The following is a 23,131-nucleotide window of genomic DNA, read 5'->3' as shown; positions in this document are numbered from 1 at the left end:
ACTTAGCGCTACGCGGGTTTGGCTAAGGGATGTCCTCCAGATCGGCATCGCAGCCCACGCCGGCCGCAATCCAGCGTTTGCTCAGGCGCAGCCACAGTCGGCCGCGCCAGCGCTGCCAGCGCGCGGGCGCGGCGGCCATCGCCTTGGCATCTTCGAGCACGCCGCAGCGGTAGTGCGCGCCCTGCTCGTCCCAGCGCAGCGCGCTGCAGGCGCCCGTGCGGCGGCGCGAGACCAGCATGCCCATGGGGCAGGGCTCGGCCAGGCAGCACAGGCCGCAGCCATTGCAGGGCGCGCCCAGCGCCGGCTTGGCCGGCGCCCGGGCATGCCACAGCACGGCGTATTCGCGCATCAGGCGAGCGCCGTTGCGTCGGGCGCCGCTGCGTCGGGCGCCGCTGCGGGGGCTTTCGCCGGCCCGCGCGCCAGCACCGGCGCAATCGCATTGCCGGTATGCGTGCGCTGCGCGACCAGATGCTCGGGCGTGCCCGCGGCAACGATGCGCCCGCCGCCATTGCCGCCTTCGGGGCCCAGGTCTATGACCCAGTCGGCTTCGGCGATCACGTCGAGATCGTGCTCGATGACGATCACCGAATGCCCGCCGTCGACGAGACGATGCAGCACTTCGATCAGTTTTTCCACATCGGCCATGTGCAGGCCCACCGTGGGCTCGTCGAGCACGTAAAGCGTATGCGGCGCCTTGTTGCCGCGGCGCGCAATGTCGTCGCGCACCTTGGTCAGCTCGGTCACCAGCTTGATGCGCTGGGCCTCGCCGCCGCTGAGCGTGGGCGAAGGCTGGCCCAGCGTGAGGTAGCCCAGGCCCACATCCTTGAGCAGCTGCAGCGGGTGGGCGATGGCCGGCATGCTGGCGAAGAAATCGACGGCTTCGTCGACTTCCATCTGCAGCACGTCGCCAATGCTCTTGCCGCGCCAGGTCACGGCCAGCGTTTCGGGATTGAAACGCGCGCCATGGCAGGTGTCGCAAGGCACCTTGACGTCGGGCAGGAAGCTCATCTCTATGGTGCGCAGGCCCTGGCCTTCGCAGGCCGGGCAGCGGCCTTCGCCGGTGTTGAACGAGAAGCGCCCCGGGCCGTAGCCGCGCGCGCGCGATTCCAGCGTATCGGCGAACAGCTTGCGAATCGTGTCCCAGAAACCGATATAGGTCGCGGGGCAGGAGCGCGGCGTCTTGCCTATGGGCGTCTGGTCGACTTCAAGCACGCGGTCTATGGTCTCGAAGCCGCGCAGTCCCGCGCAGCCGATCAGCGCAGGTGCCTTGCCCGCATCCATGGCTTCACGCCCGGCAAAGGTGCTGCGCTGGCCCACCCAGGCCGCGACATTGGTCCAGAGCACATCGCGCGCCAGCGTAGACTTGCCCGAGCCGCTGACGCCCGTGATCGCCACCAGGCGCTTGAGCGGCACATGGGCGTCGACTTTCTGCAGGTTGTGCAGATCGGCGCCCAGCACCGTGAGCCAGCGCTGCGGGCCGCTGGCCGCGCGCTCGCGCGGCGCCACGGCCAGCGCCGCGTTCGCGGCCGCGCTGTCGGCCACCAGGGCCGCGGCGGCATCGGCGGCGATCTGCTTCTTGGTGCGCTTCTTCGGCGCTTCGGCGCTTTCTTCCACGGCGGCCTGGGCCACCGGCGGCCAGACCACGGGCCGGCGCGGCTGGAATGGGTGGCGCATGGCGTGCAGCAGATAGCGGCCCGTGACAGAGTCCTCGGCGCGCATCACATCGGCCGGGCTGCCTTCGGCGACCAGCCGGCCGCCGCGCTTGCCCGCGCTAGGGCCTATGTCGATCACATGGTCGGCGCGGCGAATGGTGTCTTCGTCATGCTCGACCACGACCAGCGTATTGCCCTTCTCACCAAGCTTGTGCAGCGCGTTGAGCAGGATGTGGTTGTCGCGCGCATGCAGGCCTATGGTGGGCTCGTCGAGCACATAGCAAACGCCCTGCAGGTTGCTGCCCAGTTGGGCAGCGAGCCGTATGCGCTGCGCTTCGCCGCCGCTGAGCGTGGGCGCGCCGCGGTCCAGCGTCAGATAGCCCAGGCCCACCTCTTCGAGGAACTCGAGCCGGCCCAGGATTTCGGGCAGCAGGTCGCGCGCGATGCCGGCTTCGCGGCCGGTCAGCGTGAGCTTCTGCGCCCAGGTGCGCACATCGTTGACCGCGAGGCTGGCGATGTCGGTGATGCCCACGCCGTGAAAGCGCACGGCGCGCGCCGTGGCGTTGAGCCGCGTGCCCGCGCAGCAGGGGCAGGTGACTTCGGCCAGGTCTTCGACTTCCTGGCCTTCGAACTTGACTTCGCGGCCGCGGTTGTCTTCGGCCATCAGGGTGTCGTCATAGACCTGGCGCTGGTCCTTGGTCAGCCTGACGCCCGTGCCCACGCAGTCGGGGCACCAGCCATGCTTGCTGTTGTACGAGAACAGCCGCGGATCGAGTTCGGCATAGCTGGTCGCGCAGATGGGGCAGGCGCGCTGCGTCGAATACGCCTGCAGCGTGCCGACGCCGGCCGTGCTCTGGCCGCCGGCCATGGCCGCGCCCAGGTTCTCTATGCCGCTGAGCACATGCAGCACGCCCTTGCCCAGCTCCAGCGCCTGGGTCAGGTAGCGGCGCAGCTCGGCTTCGTTGGCCGGCGAGACTTCGATGCTGGCCACGGGCAGATCGATGCTGTGTTCCTTGAAGCGGTCCAGGCGCGGAAAGCCCGTGGTCGGCAGGAATTCGCCATCGACGCGCAGATGCGTGTAGCCGCGCGGCCGCGCCCAGTCGGCGAGCTCGGTATAGACGCCCTTGCGGTTGACGACCAGCGGCGCGAGCAGGCCTATGTGCTGGCCGCGGAACTGCGTCATCAGCTGCGCGGCGATGCTGTCGGGCGTCTGCGGCTCGACGGCCGCGCCGTCATGGATGCAATGCTGGGTACCCAGCTTCACATACAGCAGGCGCAGGAAATGCCAGACTTCGGTGGTCGTGCCCACGGTGGACTTGCGCCCGCCGCGCGACAGCCGCTGCTCGATGGCCACGGTGGGAGGAATGCCGTACACCGCGTCGACTTCGGGCCGGCCCGCGGGCTGAACGATGGAGCGCGCATAGGCGTTGAGCGATTCGAGATAGCGGCGCTGGCCTTCGTTGAACAGGATGTCGAACGCCAGCGTCGACTTGCCCGAGCCGCTGACGCCCGTGACCACATTGAACTTGCCGCGCGGAATCTCCACCGACAGCTGCTTGAGGTTGTGCTCGCGCGCGTTGACGATCTCGATCACGTTCTTCGCGGGCAGCGCGGGCCGCGCCCGGGCCACGCGCGGGTAGAGCATGGGCGCGACTTCGGTGACCAACTGGCCGCCCACGCCCATCGCCAGGTCGTACTCGCGCAGCGCCTGGGCGGTGTGCGATGTGGGGTGCTGGCGCACGTCTTCGGGCGTGCCCTGGGCGACGATGAAGCCGCCGCCCTCGCCGCCTTCGGGCCCCAGGTCGATCAGCCAGTCGCTGGCGCGTATCACGTCGAGGTTGTGCTCGATGACGATCAGCGAGTGGCCGGCTTCGAGCAGCTTGCGCAGCGCGCGCATCAGCTTGGCGATGTCGTCGAAATGCAGGCCCGTGGTGGGCTCGTCGAACAGGAACAGCGTGCCCTTGCGCGCGATCGCCTGGCGCGACTTGGACGCGGTCTTCGCGGCTTCGGCCAGAAAGCCCGCAAGCTTGAGGCGCTGGGCCTCGCCGCCGCTGAGCGTGGGCACGGGCTGGCCCAGCTTCACGTATTCGAGACCGACTTCGACGATGGGCTGCAGCGCGCGCACCACGTCGCGGTCCTGGGCGAACAGCACGGCGGCTTCGCTCACCGTGAGTTCGAGCACATCGGCGACATTCAGCAGGCGCGGCTGCAATTCGCCCACCGCATGGCGCTCGATATGCACTTCAAGGATTTCGGGGCGGTAACGCTTGCCGTCGCAGTCGGGGCAGCGCAGATAGACGTCGGATAGGAACTGCATCTCGACATGCTCGAAGCCCGAGCCGCCGCAGGTGGGGCAGCGGCCGTCGCCGCTGTTGAAGCTGAACTTGGATGCCGTGTAGCCGCGCTGGCGCGCCAGCGGCGCGACCGCGAACAGCTCGCGGATGCTGTCCCAGGCGCCGACATAGCTGGCCGGGTTGGAGCGCGCTGTCTTGCCTATGGGCGACTGATCGACAAAAACGACGTCGCTCAGGTGGTCCGCGCCCATGAGGCGATCAAACGCTCCCGCGGAGTCCGTGGGCTTGCCGAAATGGCGCAGCAGCGCGGGCGCGAGCACGTCCTGGATCAGCGTCGATTTGCCCGAGCCGCTGACGCCGGTCACAGTGACCAGGCGCTGCAGCGGGAAGTCGAGATCGAGGTGCTGCAGGTTGTGTTCGCGCGCGCCTTCGAGCACCAGCCGCGGCGTCGAATCGGTGACCATGCGCTTGAAGCCAAAGCCCACCTGCTTGCGCCCGCCCATGTAGGCGCCGGTCAGCGTGTCGGCATGGCGCAGGTCTTCGGGCGTGCCGTCGAACACGATCTGGCCACCGCGCGCGCCCGGGCCCGGGCCCATGTCGATCACGCGGTCGGCGGCAAACATCACGGCCGGGTCATGTTCGACCACGACCAGCGTATTGCCCGCGTCGCGCAGGCGCTGCATGGCTTCGGTGATGCGCTGCATGTCGCGCGGGTGCAGGCCTATGCTGGGCTCGTCGAGCACGAACAAGGTGTTGACCAGCGAGGTGCCCAGCGCCGTCGTCAGGTTGATGCGCTGCACTTCGCCGCCGCTGAGCGTGCGGCTTTGCCGGTCCAGCGTCAGATAGCCTATGCCGACATCGGCCAGGTATTTGAGCCGCGTATGGATTTCGGCGTGCAGCATCTTCAGCGCCTGGGCTTCGCCGTCCGAGGCCTGGGCCTGTTCGGTGGGTGCCAGCGTGGCGAAGAACTGCTGCAGCCGGTTGATCGACAGCCGCATCAGATCGTGCAGGCACAGTCCAGGCAAGGCTTCGAGCTGGGCGCGGCTCCAGGACACGCCCGCGGGCATGAAACGCTGCGCGGGCGGCAGCACGGCATCGGCGCCGGCCTTGGTGCCCAGGCGCCACAGCAGGCTTTCGGTCTTGAGACGCGCGCCCAGGCAGGTGGGGCATTCGGTATAGCTGCGGTATTTGGACAAGAGCACGCGGATGTGCATCTTGTAGGCCTTGCTTTCGAGGTATTCGAAGAAGCGCTTGATGCCGTACCAGGTCTGGTTCCACTTGCCGTTCCAGTTCGGCGAGCCGTCAAGCACCCAGGCCTTCTGCTCGGCCGTCATCTTGGCCCAGGCGGTGTCGCGCGGAATGCCTTCGGCTTCGGCGTGGCGCATCAGGTCGTCCTGGACTTCCTTCCACGCGGGCGTCTGTATGGCCTTCACGGCGCCGGTGCGCAGCGTGAGCTTTGCATTGGGAATCACCAGCCCCCAGTCGACGCCGATCACGCGGCCGAAGCCGCGACAGGCCTCGCAGGCGCCGACGGCGGAATTGAACGAGAACAGCGACGGCATGGGCGCGGTATAGCCCAGGCCGCTTTCAGGGCAGTGCAGGCCCAGCGAATAGCGCCACAGTTCGGGCTCGCCTTCCTCGGGCAGGCAGTAGACCGTCATGTGGCCGCTGCCGCGCTTGAGCGCGACTTCGATGGCTTCCATGGCGCGCGCGCGTTCGGTGCGGCCCAGGCGGAAGCGGTCGGCGACCACATCGAGCATCTTCACGCGCGTTGGCGCGGCCTTCTTTGCCTTGCCCTTGGCGCCTTCGGCCACGGGCGCCGCGAGTTCGACTTCGCGCTCGGCCTGGACCTTGGTGAAGCCGCTGGCCGACAGCCATTGCTCCACTTCTTCGGCCGAGGTATTGGCCGGCAGCTCGACCGCGAACGTGATCGCCAGCCGGGGATCGCCCGCGGCCGCGCTGCGCTGCGCCAGCGCCGCGTAGATCGACTCCGCCGTGTCGTGCCGCACGGGCAGCGCCGTCACCTTGTCGTGCAGGTGGGCGGCGCGCGCGAACAGCAGCTTGAGGTGGTCGTTGAGCTCGGTCATCGTGCCCACCGTGGAGCGCGAATTGCGCACCGGGTTGGTCTGGTCGATGGCGATCGCCGGCGGCACGCCTTCGATGCGGTCGACAGCCGGCTTGTCCATGCGGTCGAGAAACTGCCGCGCGTAGGCGCTGAACGTCTCGACATAGCGCCGCTGGCCTTCGGCATACAGGGTGTCGAACACCAGGCTCGACTTGCCCGATCCACTCGGGCCCGTGACCACCGTCAACTCGCCGGTGCGAATGTCGAGGTCGACGTTCTGGAGATTGTGCTGGCGCGCGCCGCGGATGCGGATCAGTCCCTGGGACATACAGGCAGTCTTTCTGAATGAAGGCGAACCATTCTAGGACTGGACCTGCGGATTGCGCCGCCTGTGGCGATAATGCCAGTCAATATTACTGTGTATTTATTCAGTGATTCTGCATATGTCGGCGCAGGCGCTGCGACAGGCATAAAAAAACCTCCCGGCACCGAAGCACCGGGAGGTTGAGGCTTTCAGGCACTGGCCGCAGCCAGGCTCAGGCCATCAGAAGTTGTGGCGCACGCCCACGGCCAGCGAGCTGAAGTCGGCGCCCGCAGGGCCGCCTTGGTAGCTGATGTTCGAGCCGTTGTCGACCTTGGTGTAGAAGCCGTAGACCTTGGTGCGCTTGCTCAGGTTGTAGTTGTAGCCCAGGGTCCACTGGTTGGCAGCAGTGCCGCCCAGGGTGTTGCCACCGGCCTTGATCTTTTCCGCGCGGCCGAAGTTGGCGTGCAGTTCGGAAGCGCCCATGGCGTACATGGCGGCCAGGCGGTAGGCGTGGCGCTTGGCATCGGCGCTGGTGCCGTTGATGTTGTCCAGCGTCGTGTACTGGTAGTACGCGCCCAGCGTGAACGCGCCCAGGGCGTAGGAGCCGCGCAGTGCAACTTGCTGTGCCTCGCCGGCAAAGCTGCCGAACACACCGGTCACAGCCTTGTTGCTGGTGTAGCCCAGGCCCAGGCCCAGGGGACCGGCGTTGTAGTTGGCCGACAGGTCGAAAGCGTTCTTCGCGCCTGGCGCCTTTTCGCTCAGCGAAACCGCGCCTTCGGCGCTGAAGCCGCCGAATGCGGGCGAGCGGTAGCCGATCTTGTTCACGTCGCGCATCACATACGAATACAGCACGTCGGCCGAGGTGCCGGTGTCGTGGTTGTGCATGCTGATGTAGTCGGCCGTGGCGTAGTACGAATCGGAGATGAAATTGCCCAGACGCAGCGCACCGAAGCCGCCCGACAGGTTCACTTCGCTTTGACGACCAAAGAACTGCGAAGCCGCCACGCCGGTGTCGGAAGCAAAGCCGCTTTCGAGCTGGAAGCCGGCCTTGAGGCCGCCGCCCAGGTCTTCCGAACCACGAACACCCCAGCGCGAAGCATTGTTCTGCATGGCGGTGAGTTTGGCGTCGCCGACCTTCTGACGTTCCACCGTGGTGTTCACACGGCCGTAGATGGTGACGTTGCTTTGGGCCATGGCGGCCGAAGTGCCAGCGACGGCCAGAATGGCCAGCAATGCGCGTTGGGTGTTGTTCATTGGAGCTCCTTGATTTGTATGTTTCGACGCGGAGTAGACAGGGCGGCGGCGCGTTGCTGGCGCCCACTCCGGCTACGATGAAAATTCTAGAGTCACGAGGATGACGAAAGCCACAACCGACACGCTTTCGCTGCAAATTGATGCTTCCTCACCACACTTTTGCAGCAAGAGCGTGCGCAAAGTGCGGTCCTCAATGCAATGCGCGGCGACCAGGGCCGCCGCGCAGCGTTGCGCCGTCATTCAGCGCACAGGGGGTCAGTCACCCGCGTAGATGTCGATGTCCTTGGTTTCACGCACGAACAGCGTGCCGACGATCGCCGTCATGCCGGCGATGATGATCGGGTACCAGAGGCCGCTGTACATGTTGCCGGTCTGCGCCACGATGGCGAACGACATCGTGGGCAGCAGGCCGCCGAACCAGCCATTGCCGATGTGGTACGGCAGGCTCATCGAGGTATAGCGGATGCGCGTCGGGAACAGCTCGACCAGCATGGCGGCAATGGGACCGTAGACCATGGTCACCAGCAGCACCAGGTAGGTCAGGATCACGACCATCATCACCTTGTTCATCTTCTCGGGATCGGCCTTGGCGGGATAGCCGTCGGCCTTCAGCGTGTCGGCCACCGACTTCTTGAACGCCACGTCCTTGGCTTTGGCGTCTTCGGGCGTCAGGCCCTTGGCCGAGAAGCTCGGGATCTCGGTCGTGCCGATCTTGATCACCGCAGGCGTGCCGGCAGGCGCGTCGACGGCGTCATAGCTGACCGAAGCCGAAGCCAGCACCTGCTTGGCCACGTCGCACGAGCTGGTGAACTTCACGGTGCCCGTGGGGTTGAACTGGAACGAGCATTCGGCGGGGTCGGCAACGATCACCACCTTGTTCTTGAGCTGGGCGGCTGCCAGATCCGGGTTCGCGGCTTCGGTCAGCGCCTTGAACACCGGGAAGTAGGTCAGCACGGCCAGCACGCAGCCCAGCATGATGATGGGCTTGCGGCCGATCTTGTCCGACAGCGTGCCGAACACCACGAAGAATGGCGTGGCGATCAGCAGCGAGGCAGCGATCATCAGGTTGGCCGTGACGGCATCCACCTTGAGCTGCTGCGTCAGGAAGAACAGCGAATAGAACTGGCCTGTGTACCAGACCACGGCCTGGCCGGCCGTGAGGCCGAACAGCGCCAGCAGCACCACCTTGAGGTTCTTCCACTGACCGAACGATTCCGCCAGCGGCGCCTTCGACGTCTTGCCTTCGGCCTTCATTTTCTGGAAGGCGGGCGACTCGGACAGCGTCATGCGGATCCAGACCGACACGCCCAGCAGCAGGATGGACACCAGGAAAGGAATGCGCCAGCCCCAGTCGGCAAATGCGGCTTCGCCCAGCGATGTGCGCACGCCCAGGATCACCAGCAGCGACAGGAACAGGCCCAGCGTCGCCGTGGTCTGGATCCATGAAGTGTAGGCACCGCGGCGGCCATGCGGCGCATGCTCGGCGACATAGGTCGCGGCACCGCCGTACTCACCACCCAGCGCCAGGCCTTGCAGCATGCGCAGGATGATCAGGATCACGGGAGCGGCCACACCGATGGAAGCGTAGGTGGGCAGGATGCCGACGATGAACGTCGACATGCCCATGATCAGGATGGTCACCAGGAAGGTGTACTTGCGCCCGATCATGTCGCCGAGCCGGCCGAACACCAGCGCGCCGAAAGGTCGCACGATGAAGCCCGCGGCAAATGCCAGCAGCGCGAAGATGAAGGCCGAGCCTTCGTCGAGTCCGCTGAAGAACTGCTTGGCGATGATGGCCGCCAGCGAACCGTAGAGGTAGAAGTCATACCACTCGAAAACCGTTCCGAGGGATGACGCAAAAATCACTTTGCGTTCTTCGGGTGTCATCGGGCGCGGTGCGACGCCCTTGACACCCACGCCGGGTGCAGCGTTGATGGCCATGCTGTTGTCTCCTGTTGGTTATTGGTACCGCCTGCAGCGGTCACCTCCATTCTTGGAGACGGTACTGACCCCTCTCTGACACCAAACCAACAGGAACTTGCATCAAACTGACGCCGCGCTGACATTCTCAGGTCCAACCCTTGGCCTGCATTTTGGGATGTGAAAAATCCGGGCCGGCAGGGCGTTTCAGGCTTTCAGGCCCGATGGCGTGCGCGCCAGCGCCTCCCAATGTTCTGCATCAAACCACGGCTCCTGCGCCAGATAGGCGCGCAGCATGGGCAGGCCGTCGAGTCCCCAGAAAACCTTGCCGTCGACTTCCCAGGCCGGCACGCCAAACACGCCGGCCGCGGCCGCGCCATCGGTGTTCGCGCGCAGCCAGTCCTTGGCACGCTGCGCGGCCTGCTCGTCGGTGCGCAGCTGCTCGCCAAGCTGCTGCTGCAATTGCGCCAGGCGCTGGGCGTCAAGCGCCGACTGACCGCCCTGCCAGACATGGCGCAGCACCGCGCCGGCCACATAGCGGTTGATGCTGCCGTCGTCGCTGCACTGCAGTGCCAGGCGCAGCAGCGGCAAGGGATTGAAAGGGTGTTCGGCCGGCATGTCCAGGCCCACGCCCAGCGATGCGCCCAGCCAGTGCACATGGCGGTAGGTCCAGGCGCGCTTGGCGGCAATGCCTGCGGGGCCGGGATTGCCGTCGCGCTGCAGCAGCGCGCCCAGCAGCACCGGCCGGTACTGGACCGTATAGCTCAGGCCTTCAAGCACTTCGGGCATGCGCTCGAAGGCCAGCCAGGCATAGGGGGAAACGAAATCGAGATGGAAGGTGATGTGTTTCATGCGCGGGAGCTCACTTTGAGGCCTGGCCGTTCCTGCTTCGACAGGCTCAGCACGAACGGTTGGTATATCGTTTGTGATACGTCAGGGGTTTCTGGGTGCACCCATAGTGCTCGGGCTCCTGCCGTTCGCCCTGAGTCCTGAGCCCTGAGCCCTGAGCCCTGAGCCTGTCGAAGGATCGAAGGATCGAAGGCCGGCATTTCTAATCAGCGCCAGCCACCGCCGCTGCCGGATGCGCAATCCCGGCCCGCACCAGCAGCTGCGCCCAGATGGCACGCCGCTGCGCGGCATCGACCTTGCCCCAGGCGCGCAGCTCTTCCAGCGTGCGAAAGCACCCCTGGCAATGGCTGCGATCGGCGGTCATGCGGCAGACGCTGATGCAGGGCGAAGTGACTACGCCGTCGAAATCTTCGGCAAAGCCGCCTTCGGCCAGGACCTGCGCGGCGCGCTGCGCCAGCGCGACGGGAATGTCGATCACGGGCTTTTCGGCCACGGCCGGTGCCGCGACGACCGCAATGTCAGACAGCGTCACAGACATTCGCCTCCCGCTTGGCCAGCAAGGCCTTGGCCACGCGCGACTGCGTGGGACGGCCGAGGAAATCGCTGATGTATTGGCCGGCGTCGATCAGTGCATCGAGATCGATGCCGGTTTCAATGCCCATGCCCTGCAGCATGTAGACCACGTCTTCGGTCGCGACATTGCCGGTCGCGCCCTTGGCATAGGGGCAGCCGCCCAGGCCGGCAACCGAGGTGTCGAACTGCCAGACGCCCAGCTCGAGCGAAGCCAGCGTGTTGCTCAATGCCTGGCCATAGGTGTCGTGGAAATGGCCCGAGACATCGTCCAGCGCGAAATGCGCCAGCGTGGCCTCGATCGCGCGCTGCACCTTGATCGGCGTGCCCACGCCAATGGTGTCGGCCACGCCCACATGCTGCACGCCAATGCCTTTCATCAGGCCTGCGAGATAGCCCACGCGCTCGGGCGCGATCTCGCCTTCGTAGGGGCAGCCCACGGTGCACGACATCGCGCCGCGCACATAGATGCCGGCCGCGCGCGCGGCTTCGACCACGGGGGCAAAGCGATCGATGCTTTCGGCAATCGAGCAGTTGATGTTGCGCTGGCTGAAGGCCTCGCTGGCCGCGGCAAACACCACGATCTCGTCGGGACGGCTGGCCAGCGCCGACTCGAAGCCGCGCATGTTGGGCGTGAGCACCGAGTAGCGCACGCCGGGCTGGCGCGTGATGCCGGCCATGACTTCGGCGTTGTCGCCCATCTGCGGCACCCACTTGGGGCTCACGAAGCTCGTGACTTCGATTTCGCGCAGGCCGGCGGCCTGCAGGCGGTGCACGAGCTCGATCTTCACGGCCGCGGGCACGGTCTGCTTTTCGTTCTGCAGGCCGTCACGCGGGCCGACATCCACCAGTTTGACGCGAGAGGGATAGCGCATGGTATTCATTCCGTAGGGATAGTAGATTGTGCTGCGGGCGCAAGTTTTCAGTAGCCGCGGTGGCTTTCGACCACTCCGGTCAAAGGCTCGCCGCGCGCCAGCGCCTGCAGCTTGCCTATCATCTGCGCGAGGCTGTCCTCGCGCAGCGTGCGCGCCGACGCGTGCGGCGTGAGCCGGATGCGCGGATGGCGGCGGAACGCATGGTCCGCGGGCAGGGGCTCGGTGCGAAACACATCAAGCGTGGCGCCGGCCAGATGACCGGAATCGATCTGATCGATCAGGTCCTGCTCGACCAGGTGGTCGCCGCGCGCGACGTTGATCACATAGGCGCCCGGCAGCAGGCGCGAGAACGTGTCGGCGTTGAGGATGTCGCGCGTGTCGGGCGTCAGCGGCAGCAGGTTGACCAGCACCCGGCTCGCGCCGAGGAAGTCGCCGAAACCCTGGGCGCCGCTGTACGTGGTGATGCCTTCGAGTTCGCGCGGCGAACGGCTCCAGCCGTTGACCGGAAACTCGAAATGCGCGAGCGCCCGCGCCACGCGCTGGCCCAGCACGCCCAGGCCCATCACGCCGACGGGAAAGTCGCTGCGCCGGCGCGGCTTGCGAAAGCCCCATTCGCCGCGCGCCATACCGGCTTCATAGGCATCGATTTCGCGGAAATGCCGGATCACGGCCTGGCACACATACTCGGCCATCTGCACCGCCATGCCGGCGTCCTCGATGCGCACCACGGCCGCGCCCGCAGGCAGCTTCAGCCGCAGCAGGCCGTCGACGCCGGCGCCCAGATTGAACATCGCCTTGAGGCCGGGCTGCTCGTCCATGAACTGCTGGGGCGGGGCCCAGACCAGCGCATAGTCGGCTTGCGGGTCGCCCGGCTGCCAGACCGAGACCTCGGCTTCGGGCAGGGCCGCGCGCAGGTCCTCGATCCAGGGACCGGGCTTGATATCGGTGCAGCAAAAAGTGATTTTCATGGGCGCCTAGCGTACCCCGGCTTGGGCGGCATGGCCGCCAAAAGCCCGGAATTCCTGCGTCTATGCGCGCGCCAGGCGCAGCAGTTCGGCGCCGTCGCCGATCTGATCGCCGGGCAGGTACAGCAGCTCTTCGACCAGGCCGTCGTGCGGCGCGGCAATGGTGTGCTCCATCTTCATGGCCTCCATCACCGCCAGGGCCTGTCCGGCCTTCACGCTGTCGCCCACCTGCACCGCAAACGACACCAGCTTGCCGGGCATAGGGGCCGTGAGGCGCCCGCCTTCGGTCTGCGCTTCGCCCGCATGGGCCAGCAGGTCGATGCCGGTCAGCACCTGCGCGCCGCGCGGCGTGAACACATGGTATTGCTCGCCGAGCTGGTGCACCTGGGCGCGCGTGCGCTGGCCGGCAAACTCCAGGTCGAGCCCGCCGTTGGACGCGGAAAACACCAGCGGCGATTCCACGGCAGCCGCATCGCCCTGCGCGGGCAGCGCCAGCGACAGCACGCCGCCGGGCAGATAGCGCAGGCGCGCGTCCACGGTCTGGCCGCCGATCTGCCACGACCAGGGGCGCTCGGTCGTGCCGTGCGACTGCCAGCCATCGCGCCGGCTGAACGGGTCGGCGCCCTGCTGCGCCTGCTCCTGCAGCAGCGCGCTGGCGGTGGCCGCGGCCACAGCCAGCGGCAGGCCCACCGGGTCCTGATGGAACAGCACCGCCTTCTCGCGCTCGATCAGAGCCGTGTCCAGGCGCGCCTGGGCAAACGACGGCGAACGCAGCACATGGCGCAGGAACTGCACATTGGTTGCCAGGCCCACGATCTGCGTCTGCGCCAGCGCCGCGTCAAGGCGCGCCAGCGCCTGCTCGCGGTTGTCGCCGCGCACGATCAGCTTGGCGATCATCGAGTCGTAGAACGGGCTGATCGCATCGCCTTCGCGCACGCCGTCGTCGATGCGCACATCGGCAATGCTGAAGCTGCTGGCGGCCGGCTTGCGGTAGACATGCAGCGTGCCGGTGGCGGGCAGGAACTGGTTGTCGGGGTTCTCGGCGCAGATGCGCGCCTCGATCGCATGGCCGATGATGCGCAGCTCGTCCTGGCGCTTGGGCAGGGGCTCGCCGCTGGCCACGCGCAGCTGCCACTCGACCAGGTCCTCGCCGGTGATGGCTTCGGTCACGGGATGCTCGACCTGCAGCCGGGTGTTCATCTCCATGAAGAAGAAGTCCATCGCCCCGCCGTCGCGCTGCTCGACAATGAACTCCACCGTGCCCGCGCCCACGTAGCTGACGGCGCGCGCCGCGGCCACGGCGGCCGCGCCCATCTGGCTGCGCAGCGCCTCGGTCATTCCCGGGGCCGGCGCCTCTTCCAGCACCTTCTGGTGGCGCCGCTGCACCGAGCAGTCGCGCTCGAACAGATAGACGTAGTTGCCCAGCGTGTCGCCAAACACCTGGATCTCGATATGCCGCGGGCGCTGCACGTATTTCTCGATCAGCACCGCGTCGTCGCCAAAGCTGTTGATGGCTTCGCGCTTGCAGCTGGCCAGCGCCGCGGCAAAGTCTGCGCTGCTGTCGACGGCGCGCATGCCCTTGCCGCCGCCGCCGGCGCTGGCCTTGATCAGCACCGGGTAGCCTATGCGATCGGCCTCGCGCTGCAGCTGCTCGGGGTCCTGGCCCGCGCCGTGGTAGCCCGGCACCAGCGGCACGCCGGCCTTTTCCATCAGCTGCTTGGAGCCGGCCTTGAGGCCCATCGATTGAATTGCCGAAGGCGGCGGGCCGATGAACACCAGGCCGGCGTCGGCGCAGGCCTGGGCGAACTCCTCGTTCTCGCTCAGAAAGCCGTAGCCGGGGTGCACGGCCTGGGCGCCCGTGGCCTGGGCCGCGGCCAGAATGCGCTCCCAGCGCAGATAGCTGTCCTTGGGCGCGCTGCCGCCGATGTGCACCGCCTCGTCGCAGGCCGCGACATGCTGCGAGCGCGCGTCGGCGTCGGAATACACGGCCACCGTGCGGATGCCCATGCGGCGCGCCGTGGCGGCAACGCGGCAGGCGATTTCGCCGCGATTGGCGATCAAGATCTTGCTGAACATACTGTCTCCTGACTATCGTTGTCTTGCCCCGTCGCCGCGGTCTGCGGCGCTGCGGGCCGGTTTCTATTGAAAGGGCGGCTGGGCCGCGGTGCCGCCGCCCAGCCAGCCACGTATCCTGCGCACGGCCGCGGCCAGAAAGCGCCAGAGCATCCAGGTCAGGACCCACAGCGCAATCAGCACCACCACCAGCACCACGGCAAACACTGCCGGGTTGGCCAGCGCCAGCCACAGCGCGCCCATGGCCGCGCCATCCTCGACCAGGCTTGCGCCGACATTGCTCAAGGGCTCGGGCGAGGTGTTGATCACGGCGCGCGTCGTGGTCTTGGCCGCCTGGCTGCTCAAGGCCAGCGTGCCACCCATCAGCGCCGCGAAGGTGGCCATGGCAGCGCTGTCGGCGCCAAACACGCCGGCCGCCAGCGCCGCGCCCGCGGGCACGCGGATCACGCTGTGCAGCACGTCCCAGACCGAATCCACGCCGGGAATCTTGTCGGCAAAGAACTCGACGAACAGCAAGCTGCCGCTACCCACGAGCAGCAGCGGATGCGCCAGCACGTCGAGCCCGCCGGGCAGCGCCATCATTCCGCTGGCGCCCAGCAGACCGACGGCAAACACCACCGCGTACAGCCTAAAGCCGCTGGCCCAGCCCAGGGCCGCGGCCAGCGCCAGCAGGCTGGGCAGGTCCATGCCGCCGGCCGCCTGGCCTATGCGATCGGCGGCCTCGCCCAGCGGCGCGAGCACCGCGGGGTCGGGGTGCAGGCCTATGCCGTGCAGCCACTGCACGATGCTGTTCCAGACGTTCTGCATATTGCGCTGTGCGTCAGGCGGCGCCGGCGGCGATCAGGCCAGCCACGAAGGCTTGCGCTTGGACAGGAAGGCCTGCACGCCCTCCTTGCCTTCGGCGCTCGCCCGGATGGTGGCAATGCCCTCGACCGTGGCCGCGACCAGGCCGGGCTCGATCTCGCGCTCGGCAACGTCGATCACCAGCTGCTTGCAGGCGCGCACCGCGGCCGGGCCGGCGCTCAGCAGGGGCTTGAGCAAGGCGGCCAGCGTGTCGTCGAGCGCGTCGGCGCTGGCCACTTCATGCACGAAGCCCATGCGCCGCGCCTCGGCGGCGTCGAAACGCTCGCCCGTGAGGAAATAGCGGTGCGCGGCGCGCGCGCCCATGGCGCGTATCACGTAGGGGCTGATGGTCGCGGGAATCAGGCCGATCTTGACTTCGCTCAGGCAAAAGCCCGCGCTGTCGGCGGCCACCGCCATGTCGCAGGCCGCGACCAGGCCCATGCCGCCCGCATAGACATCGCCCTGCACGCGCGCAATCGTCGGCTTGGGGCATTCATAGATCACGCGCAGCATCTCGGCGAGCTTGCCCGCGTCGTCGCGGTTCTCGTCGCGCGTGTAGTCGGCCATGCGGCGCATCCAGTTCAGGTCGGCGCCGGCGCAGAATGCCGGGCCTTCGGCCGCAAGCACCACGGCGCGCACATCGGCGCGTTCGCCCACGGTGAGAAACGCCTGGGTGATGTCGGCAATCGCGACATCGCTGAACGCGTTGCGGATCTCGGGCTGGGACAGCGTGATGCGGGCCACGCCCGCGTCATAGGCAATGTGAAGCGTAGACATGCGAACTCCTTTACATGCGGAACACGCCAAAGCGTGTGTCTTCGATGGGCGCATTGCGCGCAGCCGACAGGCCCAGCGCCAGCACGCGGCGCGTATCGGCCGGGTCGATCACGCCATCGTCCCACAGCCGCGCCGTCGCGTAGTAGGGGTGGCCCTGGTCTTCGTACTGCTGGCGGATAGGCGCCTTGAACGCTTCCTCCTCGTCGGCGCTCCACTGGCCGCCGCGGCCTTCGATGCCGTCGCGCTTGACCGTGGCCAGCACGCTGGCGGCCTGCTCGCCGCCCATCACCGAGATGCGTGCGTTGGGCCACATCCAGAGGAAGCGCGGCGAGAACGCGCGCCCGCACATGCCGTAGTTGCCGGCGCCGAAGCTGCCGCCGATGATGATCGTGAACTTGGGCACGGCGGCCGTGGCCACAGCCGTGACCAGCTTGGCGCCGTGGCGCGCAATGCCTTCGTTCTCGTACTTGCGCCCGACCATGAAGCCGGTGATGTTCTGCAGGAACACCAGCGGAATCTTGCGCTGGCAGCACAGCTCGATGAAATGCGCGCCCTTGACGGCCGACTCGCTGAACAGAATGCCGTTGTTGGCAATGATGCCCACCTGCATGCCCTCGATGCGCGCGAAGCCGCAGACCAGCGTGCTGCCGAAGCGCGCCTTGAATTCGTCGAACTGGCTGTCGTCGACGACGCGGGCAATGATTTCGCGCACGTCAAACGGCTTGCGCGTGTCGACGGGAATCACGCCATAGAGCTCCTCGGCGGGAAAGCGCGGTGCCACGGGCGCGGCGTCGGCGGCATCGGGCTGCTTGCTGCGGTTGAGGTGCGAGACCGCGGTGCGCGCCAGCGCCAGCGCGTGCAGGTCGTTTTGCGCGAGGTGGTCGGCAACGCCCGACAGCCGCGTGTGCACGTCGCCGCCGCCCAGGTCCTCGGCGCTGACGACCTCGCCGGTCGCCGCCTTGACCAGCGGCGGGCCGCCCAGAAAGATCGTGCCCTGTTCCTTGACGATGATGGACTCGTCGCTCATTGCCGGCACATAGGCGCCGCCGGCCGTGCACGAGCCCATGACGACGGCAATCTGCGCAATGCCCTGGGCGCTGAGGTTTGCCTGGTTGTAGAAGATGCGGCCGAAATGGTCGCGGTCGGGAAACACGTCGTCCTGGTTGGGCAGGTTGGCGCCGCCCGAGTCGACGAGATAGATGCAGGGCAGGCGGTTCTGCGCCGCCACTTCCTGGGCGCGCAGATGCTTCTTCACCGTGATCGGGTAGTAGGTGCCGCCCTTCACCGTCGCGTCGTTGCAGACGATCATGCAGTCGATGCCGCTGACCCGGCCTATGCCGGCAATCAGGCCCGCGCCCGGCGCGGCGTTGTCGTACATGTTGAGCGCGGCCAGCGGCGCGAGCTCGAGAAACGGCGTGCCCGGGTCGAGCAGCTGCTGCACGCGGTCGCGCGGCAACAGCTTGCCGCGCGCCAGGTGCTTGGCGCGCGCGGCTTCGCCGCCGCCCGCAAACACCTTGTCGACCTGGCGGCGCAGGTCCTGCACCACGCTTTGCATCGCGGCCGCATTGGCCAGAAAATCCGCCGAGCGGGAGTTGAGTCGAGTGTCCAGAATGCCCATGGCCTGCCTTGTGTATGTTTTGCCCTAGCGGCAAACGTGGTTTTTATTTCCATTCAGCGGTCTGCAGCGTTTGCCGCTGAGGACAATGCCCGCATGCACACCGTTGAAACCGTCTTGCTGGTACTGATGCTCGGAGCCCTGACCGGCATCGCTGCCAGATATGTCCGCGCCATTCCTCTGCCCCTGATACAAATCGCGCTCGGCGCCCTGATTGCCTGGCCCCAGAAGGGCCTGCACATTGCCTTCGATCCCGAGCTGTTCCTGTTGCTGTTCATTCCACCGCTGCTGTTCTCCGACGGCGCGCGCATTCCCAAGCGTGAATTCTTCGCGCTGTACAAGCCCATTCTGAAGCTGGCGCTGGTGCTGGTGCTGTTCACGGTACTCGGTCTGGGCTATCTGATCCACTGGATGATTCCCGCAATGCCGCTCACGGTGGCCTTTGCGCTGGCCGCCGTGATCTCGCCCACCGATGCCGTGGCGGTCTCGGCCATCACGCGCAACCTGGGCATGCCCGAGAAGACCATGCATGTGCTTGAAGGCGAGTCGCTGCTCAACGATGCCTCGGGCCTGGTGGCGCTCAAGTTCGCCGTGGCCGCGACGCTGACCGGCATGTTCTCCTGGGGCGATGTCGCCAAGGAATTCACCTGGATGGCCGTGGGTGGCCTGGGCGTGGGCGCGGCGCTGGGCTGGGGCTTCAGCTATGCGCGCAGCACCATCACGCGCCGCCTGGGCGACGTCGCCGCGACGCAGATGGTGCTGCTGCTGCTGCTGCTGCCGTTTGCCGCCTATATCGTCGGTGAAAAGATCGGCGTCTCGGGCATTCTGGCGGCCGTGGCAGCGGGCGTGGCGACCAACTTCGCCGACCTGGACCGCGGCAACTTCATCACCGAGCGCATGCAGAGCACCGCAACCTGGTCCATGGTCGAGGCCGCGTTCAACGGCGCGATCTTCCTGCTGCTGGGCCTGCAGCTGCCGTCCATCATCGGCAGCACGCTGTTTGCGGCCGGCGAAGACTGGTGGATTCTGGTCGGTTATGTGGTCGTGATCTCCACGGCCCTGCTGCTGATGCGCTGGGTCTGGCTGATGCTGGGCGTGCAGCGCAGCCTGCACCAGGCCCACCGCCTGGGCAAGATGGCCGAGAAGCCTTCGCGCCTGCTGACGCTGGCCACCACCGTTGCCGGCATTCGCGGCGCGGTGACGCTGGCCGGCGCGCTGTCCGTGCCGCTGTTGCTGCCGGGCGGCCAGCCGTTCCCGGCGCGCGACCTGCTGATCTTCCTGGCCACGGGCACCATCCTGTTCACGCTGGTGCTGGCCAGCATTGCCCTGCCCTGGATACTGCGCCACATGCCGCCGGCCGCCGAGCCCGAGACCGTGCGCGAGGAACGGCTGGCACGCGTTGCCGCCAGCCAGGCCGCGCTCAACAGCCTGATGCTCAGCGACGAGCAGGCGCGCCAGCGCGACCCGGCCTGGCTCGCGCAGCGCCAGGAAGTCGTCGGCCACCTGACCCAGGAATACCGCAACCGGCTGAACCTGCTGGACGACAGCAGCACCTCGGCCTCGTCGGTCGAGGCGCAAAGCGAGACGCCGGAGCTGGTGATGCAGCGCAAGCTGCGCTACGTGATGGAAATGGACATGCGCATCCACTGCCTGCAGCGTGAACGCGAAGTGCTGTATGCCGAACGCCAGGCGCACCGCATCAACGACGAGTCGTTGCGCAGCCTGGTCAATGAACTGGATCTGTCCGAAGTGGCGCTGCGCAAGCGCCTGGCCGTGGCGCGCCGCGCTGCCGGCCTGCCGCCGGCCGACGAGCACAGCACGGGCCATGCCACGCATTGAGCGACGGGGGACGGCGGGGGCAAGGCAGGGCATGGCTGTCAGCATACGGGTCTGCCCTGCGCCATTCAGGCCACAAAGGTTGCAATAATTGCCAGCACCATGTCCACACCGGTTCTCGTCCGCCCGCCCCAGCCGCTCGCCGCGCATGCCGCCGACGGCCACCCCGCGCTCACGCCCATGGCGTTTGTACAGGCCATTGTGCAGGCCTACACCGACCGCGGCATGCCCGCCGACGGCGCGCTGAGCAAGGCACAAATTGCGCCACAGTCGGTGGCCGATGACAACGCCCGCATCACCGCGATGCAGATGGAGGCGCTGTCCGACGCCGCGATGCGCGAACTCGACGACGAGGCCCTGGGCTGGTTCAGCCGCCGCCTGCCCTGGGGCAGCTATGGCATGCTGGCCCGCGCCTCTATCAGCAGCGGCGCGCTGGGCCTGGCGCTGGCGCGCTGGTGCCGCCACCACGGTCTGCTGGCCGACGACATCGCGTTGAACCTGCAGACCCAGGGCGACATCGCAGAACTGGTGATCACCGAACAGCGGCCGCTGGGCGCGATGCGCGAGTTCTGCCTGGTCTCGGTGCTGCGCAACATCCACGGCCTCGCAAGCTGGCTGATCGATGCGCGCCTGCCGCTGCTGCAGGCGCGCTTTCCCTTCGCCCAGCCCGCGCATGCCGATGTCTATCCGGTGCTGTTTCCCGTGGCCGAGCCCAGGGGCGTGGTGTTTGGCGCGGCCCAGGCGAGCCTGCGCTTCGACGCACGCCACCTCGCGCTGCCGCTGGCGCGCGACGAAGCCGCGTTGCAGCAGATGCTGCAGCGCGCCCTGCCCATACAGGTGCGCCCCTACCGGCGCGAGCGGCTGCTGGCCCAGCGCGTGCGCCGGCTGCTGATTGCCGACGCCCAATGCCTGCACACGGCCGTGACGCTGGCCGAGCTGCTGCACCTGTCGGCGCGCAGCCTGCACCGCCAGCTCAAGGAAGAAGGCACCTCGCTGCAGGCGCTCAAGGACACGGTGCGGCGCGAGCGCGCCCTGACCCTGCTGCACCGCACCAGCCAGCCGATCAAGCGCGTCGCGCTGGCCTGCGGCTTCGTCAGCGAGAAAAGCTTCATGCGCGCCTTCCGCCAATGGACAGGCGACACGCCGGCGCAGTACCGGCGGCGCAGCACGGCCCTGCCCGACTGAGAAGACTGGCGCGATCCGCACCCTTTGCGGCGCGCCGCGTTCCCTGGCTCTGCCTAGACTGGCGCATGCCCCACAACCCCGCCCCCTACCAGTTGCACCACTGCGTGAGCGCGCGCTCGTTTCGCGCGCTGTGGATTCTCGAAGAACTGCAGCAGTCCTACGAGTTGCTGATGCTGCCCTTTCCGCCGCGCGCGCTGGCGCGCAGCTACCTGGAACTCAACCCGCTGGGCACGGTGCCGCTGCTGCGCCATGGCGCGGCGCGGCTCACGGAGTCGGCGGCCATCTGCGAATACCTGGCCGCGCTGCATCCGCAGCAAGGCCTGTCGGTGGGCGCGCAGGAAAGCGATTTCGCGGCCTATCTCAACTGGCTGCACATGAGCGACGCCACGCTGACGTTTCCGCAGACGCTGGTGCTGCGCTACACCCACTTCGAGCCCCCCGAGCGCCTGCAGCCCCAGGTGGCACAGGACTATGCGCGCTGGTTTCTCGCGCGGCTGCGCGCGCTCGAAGCCGCGGTTGAAACCCAGCAATGGCTTTGCGCCGGGCGCTTCACGGCCGCCGACGTGGCCGTGGGCTATGCGCTGATGCTGGCCGTGCATCTGGGGCTGGCGGCCCAATGGGGGCCGGCCACCCAGGCCTATTGGCAGCGGCTGCAGGCCAGGCCCGCGTTTGCGCGCGCGCTTGCTGCCGAGCATGCGGCCGCGCTGGCGCAGGGCGTGCCGACCACGCCTTCGCCGCTGCTGCGGCCCTGAAGGGCCAGGGCCTCAGGCCGCGAGCAGCGCGGGCAGCTCTGCCATGGAGCGCATGATGCGCGCCACGCCCGCGTCCTGCAGCATCTGCGGCGTGGCAAACAGCACGGGGTCGGGGCAGTAGCCCCAGACCGTCGCGCCGGCCGCCAGGCCCGCCTGGATTCCCGGCACCGAATCCTCGATCACCAGGCAGCGCTCGGGCGCGATGCCCAGCGCGGCCGCGGCCGCAAGATAGACATCGGGAAACGGCTTGGAGCGCGGCGTCTCGTGGCCGCTGAACACCCGGCCCGCGAAATACGGCGCCATGCCGACCTGGGTCAGCTGCATTTCCACCTTGAAGCGGTCGGCGCCCGAAGCCACGGCAATGCGCCCGTCAAGCTGCGCATGCACCGCCTGCACCGACGCCAGCGCGCCGTCGATGGCCACCAGTTGCGCGCGCAGCTGGTCGTTGCGGCGCTCATAGAACGCCGCCATCCATTCATCGGTCAGCGGCCTGCCGGTGTGCGTCTCGATGCGCGCGGTCTCGCTGCGCACCGTGCGGCCGAGGAAGGTGCGCATGCACTCCTCGGCCGAAATCGGCCAGCCCGATTCATTGAGCATGGTGCACAGCACCGTATTGGTAATGGTTTCGCTGTCGACCAGCACACCGTCGCAGTCAAACAAGATCGCGTCAAATTGCATTGCTTGCGCCGGCATCGGCCGGCTTCTCCATGGAGTCAAAAAAGAACGATGGCGCCGCGCGCGGCATCATCCAAACTGCGTGGCTTGAACGCAGGCCGTTCCCCCTTCGATCCTTCGACAGGCTCAGGATCAGGGCGAACGGGAAAACCGTTCGTGGTGAGCCTGTCGAACCATGAACGTCCTGCCCTAAAAAAAACCGCCCAACCCCTCCGACACCCGACTAGAACTGGTCCCCGTCCACATAAAACCAGCGCCCCTGCTCACGCACAAACCGGCTGCGCTCATGCAGCCGCACCGCGCGCCCGGCAATGCGATAGCGCGCGACAAACTCGACTTCGGCGCGGTCCTCGCCCGTCACCTGGAAGTCCTTGACGCTCAGCCCCAGCCAGCGCGTGGCGGCGTCGAAATCCAGCGTTGCCGGGCGCTGGCTGGCATGCCAGGTGGCCTGCAGATAGTCGGCGTTCTCGCGCACGAAGGCGCTGTAGCGCGAGCGCATCAGATGCTCGGCATCGGGTGCGGGCGTGGTGTCGAAATGCGCGATGAAACGCTCGCAGCAGTCGGCATAGGACAGCGGCCGCGCCTTGCCATCGACCCGCCCGCAGGGGCAGGCAGCAACCATTGCCT

At 67.4% G+C, this 23,131-nt stretch carries 17 protein-coding genes; 3 read left to right on the top strand and 14 right to left on the bottom strand.

The window, feature by feature from the left end; all coding sequences use genetic code 11:
- Positions 1–22: 22 nt before the first annotated feature.
- The 12 genes from ACSVDO_RS02465 to ACSVDO_RS02410 form a co-directional block, all read right to left on the bottom strand.
- On the bottom strand, positions 23–349 hold the full coding sequence (locus ACSVDO_RS02465; RefSeq protein ID WP_332533837.1) for a hypothetical protein: 327 nt from the start codon (positions 347–349) through the stop codon (positions 23–25).
- Positions 349–6,339: an excinuclease ABC subunit UvrA gene (gene uvrA / locus ACSVDO_RS02460; RefSeq protein ID WP_489594774.1), complete on the bottom strand. Its 5,991-nt coding sequence runs from the start codon at positions 6,337–6,339 to the stop codon at positions 349–351. The genes ACSVDO_RS02465 and uvrA overlap by 1 nt, the downstream gene beginning before the upstream one ends.
- 216 nt (positions 6,340–6,555) lie before the next feature.
- Positions 6,556–7,569 (bottom strand): porin, encoded by a 1,014-nt coding sequence (locus tag ACSVDO_RS02455; RefSeq protein WP_332548341.1) that lies wholly within the window; start codon positions 7,567–7,569, stop codon positions 6,556–6,558.
- 255 nt (positions 7,570–7,824) lie between these two features.
- Positions 7,825–9,510, bottom strand: coding sequence for an MFS transporter (locus tag ACSVDO_RS02450; protein ID WP_332539310.1), 1,686 nt, complete (start codon positions 9,508–9,510; stop codon positions 7,825–7,827).
- 186 nt (positions 9,511–9,696) lie between these two features.
- Positions 9,697–10,341: a DsbA family protein gene (locus ACSVDO_RS02445; RefSeq protein WP_332539312.1), complete on the bottom strand. Its 645-nt coding sequence runs from the start codon at positions 10,339–10,341 to the stop codon at positions 9,697–9,699.
- Positions 10,342–10,540: 199 nt separating this feature from the next.
- The gene (locus ACSVDO_RS02440; protein WP_489596313.1) at positions 10,541–10,813 is read right to left on the bottom strand and encodes a DUF1289 domain-containing protein; all 273 of its coding nucleotides are present in this window, start codon (positions 10,811–10,813) and stop codon (positions 10,541–10,543) included.
- A 43-nt stretch (positions 10,814–10,856) separates the two neighbouring features.
- Entirely contained in the window at positions 10,857–11,783 is a 927-nt protein-coding gene (locus tag ACSVDO_RS02435) for a hydroxymethylglutaryl-CoA lyase (protein ID WP_489594773.1), read from the bottom strand.
- Between the two features lie 47 nt (positions 11,784–11,830).
- The gene (locus ACSVDO_RS02430; RefSeq protein WP_489594772.1) at positions 11,831–12,751 is read right to left on the bottom strand and encodes a 2-hydroxyacid dehydrogenase; all 921 of its coding nucleotides are present in this window, start codon (positions 12,749–12,751) and stop codon (positions 11,831–11,833) included.
- A 60-nt stretch (positions 12,752–12,811) separates the two neighbouring features.
- Complete coding sequence (locus ACSVDO_RS02425; protein ID WP_489594771.1) at positions 12,812–14,824, bottom strand: acetyl/propionyl/methylcrotonyl-CoA carboxylase subunit alpha; 2,013 nt, start codon at positions 14,822–14,824, stop codon at positions 12,812–12,814.
- Between the two features lie 63 nt (positions 14,825–14,887).
- Positions 14,888–15,628 (bottom strand): DUF4126 domain-containing protein, encoded by a 741-nt coding sequence (locus ACSVDO_RS02420; protein ID WP_332548343.1) that lies wholly within the window; start codon positions 15,626–15,628, stop codon positions 14,888–14,890.
- A 33-nt stretch (positions 15,629–15,661) separates the two neighbouring features.
- A complete protein-coding gene (locus tag ACSVDO_RS02415; protein ID WP_489594770.1) occupies positions 15,662–16,441 on the bottom strand; it encodes an enoyl-CoA hydratase/isomerase family protein in 780 nt (259 codons plus the stop codon).
- Between the two features lie 10 nt (positions 16,442–16,451).
- On the bottom strand, positions 16,452–18,059 hold the full coding sequence (locus tag ACSVDO_RS02410; RefSeq protein ID WP_489594769.1) for a carboxyl transferase domain-containing protein: 1,608 nt from the start codon (positions 18,057–18,059) through the stop codon (positions 16,452–16,454).
- Positions 18,060–18,152: 93 nt separating this feature from the next.
- Here ACSVDO_RS02410 and ACSVDO_RS02405 point away from each other — a divergent pair, with 93 nt between their 5' ends.
- From ACSVDO_RS02405 to ACSVDO_RS02395, 3 genes are all read left to right on the top strand, one after another.
- Positions 18,153–19,895 (top strand): Na+/H+ antiporter, encoded by a 1,743-nt coding sequence (locus ACSVDO_RS02405; RefSeq protein WP_489594768.1) that lies wholly within the window; start codon positions 18,153–18,155, stop codon positions 19,893–19,895.
- A 99-nt stretch (positions 19,896–19,994) separates the two neighbouring features.
- Positions 19,995–21,077 carry an AraC family transcriptional regulator gene (locus tag ACSVDO_RS02400; protein WP_489594767.1) on the top strand — a complete coding sequence of 361 codons (1,083 nt, stop codon included), beginning with the start codon at positions 19,995–19,997 and terminating at the stop codon, positions 21,075–21,077.
- A 65-nt stretch (positions 21,078–21,142) separates the two neighbouring features.
- Positions 21,143–21,829, top strand: coding sequence for a glutathione S-transferase family protein (locus ACSVDO_RS02395; protein ID WP_489594766.1), 687 nt, complete (start codon positions 21,143–21,145; stop codon positions 21,827–21,829).
- Positions 21,830–21,841: 12 nt separating this feature from the next.
- Here the strand turns inward: ACSVDO_RS02395 and ACSVDO_RS02390 are convergent, their stop codons facing one another.
- Both ACSVDO_RS02390 and ACSVDO_RS02385 read right to left on the bottom strand, forming a co-directional pair.
- Positions 21,842–22,507, bottom strand: a complete 666-nt coding sequence (locus ACSVDO_RS02390; protein ID WP_489594765.1) for an HAD family hydrolase — start codon at positions 22,505–22,507, stop codon at positions 21,842–21,844.
- 220 nt (positions 22,508–22,727) lie between these two features.
- On the bottom strand, positions 22,728–23,126 hold the full coding sequence (locus tag ACSVDO_RS02385) for a YchJ family protein (RefSeq protein WP_489594764.1): 399 nt from the start codon (positions 23,124–23,126) through the stop codon (positions 22,728–22,730).
- Between the last annotated feature and the right edge of the window lie 5 nt (positions 23,127–23,131).

The sequence above is a fragment of the Comamonas sp. DB36 genome (assembly GCF_057914905.1).
This window is presented reverse-complemented; position numbering and strand designations above follow the sequence as displayed.

Excerpts from the sequence above, each read along its gene's own strand:
- ACSVDO_RS02410 (WP_489594769.1), bottom strand. The coding sequence starts at position 18,059 with ATGGGCATTCTGGACACTCGACTCAACTCCCGCTCGGCGGATTTTCTG.
- ACSVDO_RS02385 (WP_489594764.1), bottom strand. The coding sequence starts at position 23,126 with ATGGTTGCTGCCTGCCCCTGCGGGCGGGTCGATGGCAAGGCGCGGCCG.
- ACSVDO_RS02450 (WP_332539310.1), bottom strand. The coding sequence starts at position 9,510 with ATGGCCATCAACGCTGCACCCGGCGTGGGTGTCAAGGGCGTCGCACCG.
- uvrA (WP_489594774.1), bottom strand. The coding sequence starts at position 6,339 with ATGTCCCAGGGACTGATCCGCATCCGCGGCGCGCGCCAGCACAATCTC.
- ACSVDO_RS02430 (WP_489594772.1), bottom strand. The coding sequence starts at position 12,751 with ATGAAAATCACTTTTTGCTGCACCGATATCAAGCCCGGTCCCTGGATC.
- ACSVDO_RS02395 (WP_489594766.1), top strand. The coding sequence starts at position 21,143 with ATGCCCCACAACCCCGCCCCCTACCAGTTGCACCACTGCGTGAGCGCG.
- ACSVDO_RS02465 (WP_332533837.1), bottom strand. The coding sequence starts at position 349 with ATGCGCGAATACGCCGTGCTGTGGCATGCCCGGGCGCCGGCCAAGCCG.
- ACSVDO_RS02415 (WP_489594770.1), bottom strand. The coding sequence starts at position 16,441 with ATGTCTACGCTTCACATTGCCTATGACGCGGGCGTGGCCCGCATCACG.
- ACSVDO_RS02455 (WP_332548341.1), bottom strand. The coding sequence starts at position 7,569 with ATGAACAACACCCAACGCGCATTGCTGGCCATTCTGGCCGTCGCTGGC.
- ACSVDO_RS02425 (WP_489594771.1), bottom strand. The coding sequence starts at position 14,824 with ATGTTCAGCAAGATCTTGATCGCCAATCGCGGCGAAATCGCCTGCCGC.
- ACSVDO_RS02400 (WP_489594767.1), top strand. The coding sequence starts at position 19,995 with ATGTCCACACCGGTTCTCGTCCGCCCGCCCCAGCCGCTCGCCGCGCAT.
- ACSVDO_RS02435 (WP_489594773.1), bottom strand. The coding sequence starts at position 11,783 with ATGCGCTATCCCTCTCGCGTCAAACTGGTGGATGTCGGCCCGCGTGAC.
- ACSVDO_RS02390 (WP_489594765.1), bottom strand. The coding sequence starts at position 22,507 with ATGCAATTTGACGCGATCTTGTTTGACTGCGACGGTGTGCTGGTCGAC.
- ACSVDO_RS02445 (WP_332539312.1), bottom strand. The coding sequence starts at position 10,341 with ATGAAACACATCACCTTCCATCTCGATTTCGTTTCCCCCTATGCCTGG.
- ACSVDO_RS02405 (WP_489594768.1), top strand. The coding sequence starts at position 18,153 with ATGCACACCGTTGAAACCGTCTTGCTGGTACTGATGCTCGGAGCCCTG.
- ACSVDO_RS02420 (WP_332548343.1), bottom strand. The coding sequence starts at position 15,628 with ATGCAGAACGTCTGGAACAGCATCGTGCAGTGGCTGCACGGCATAGGC.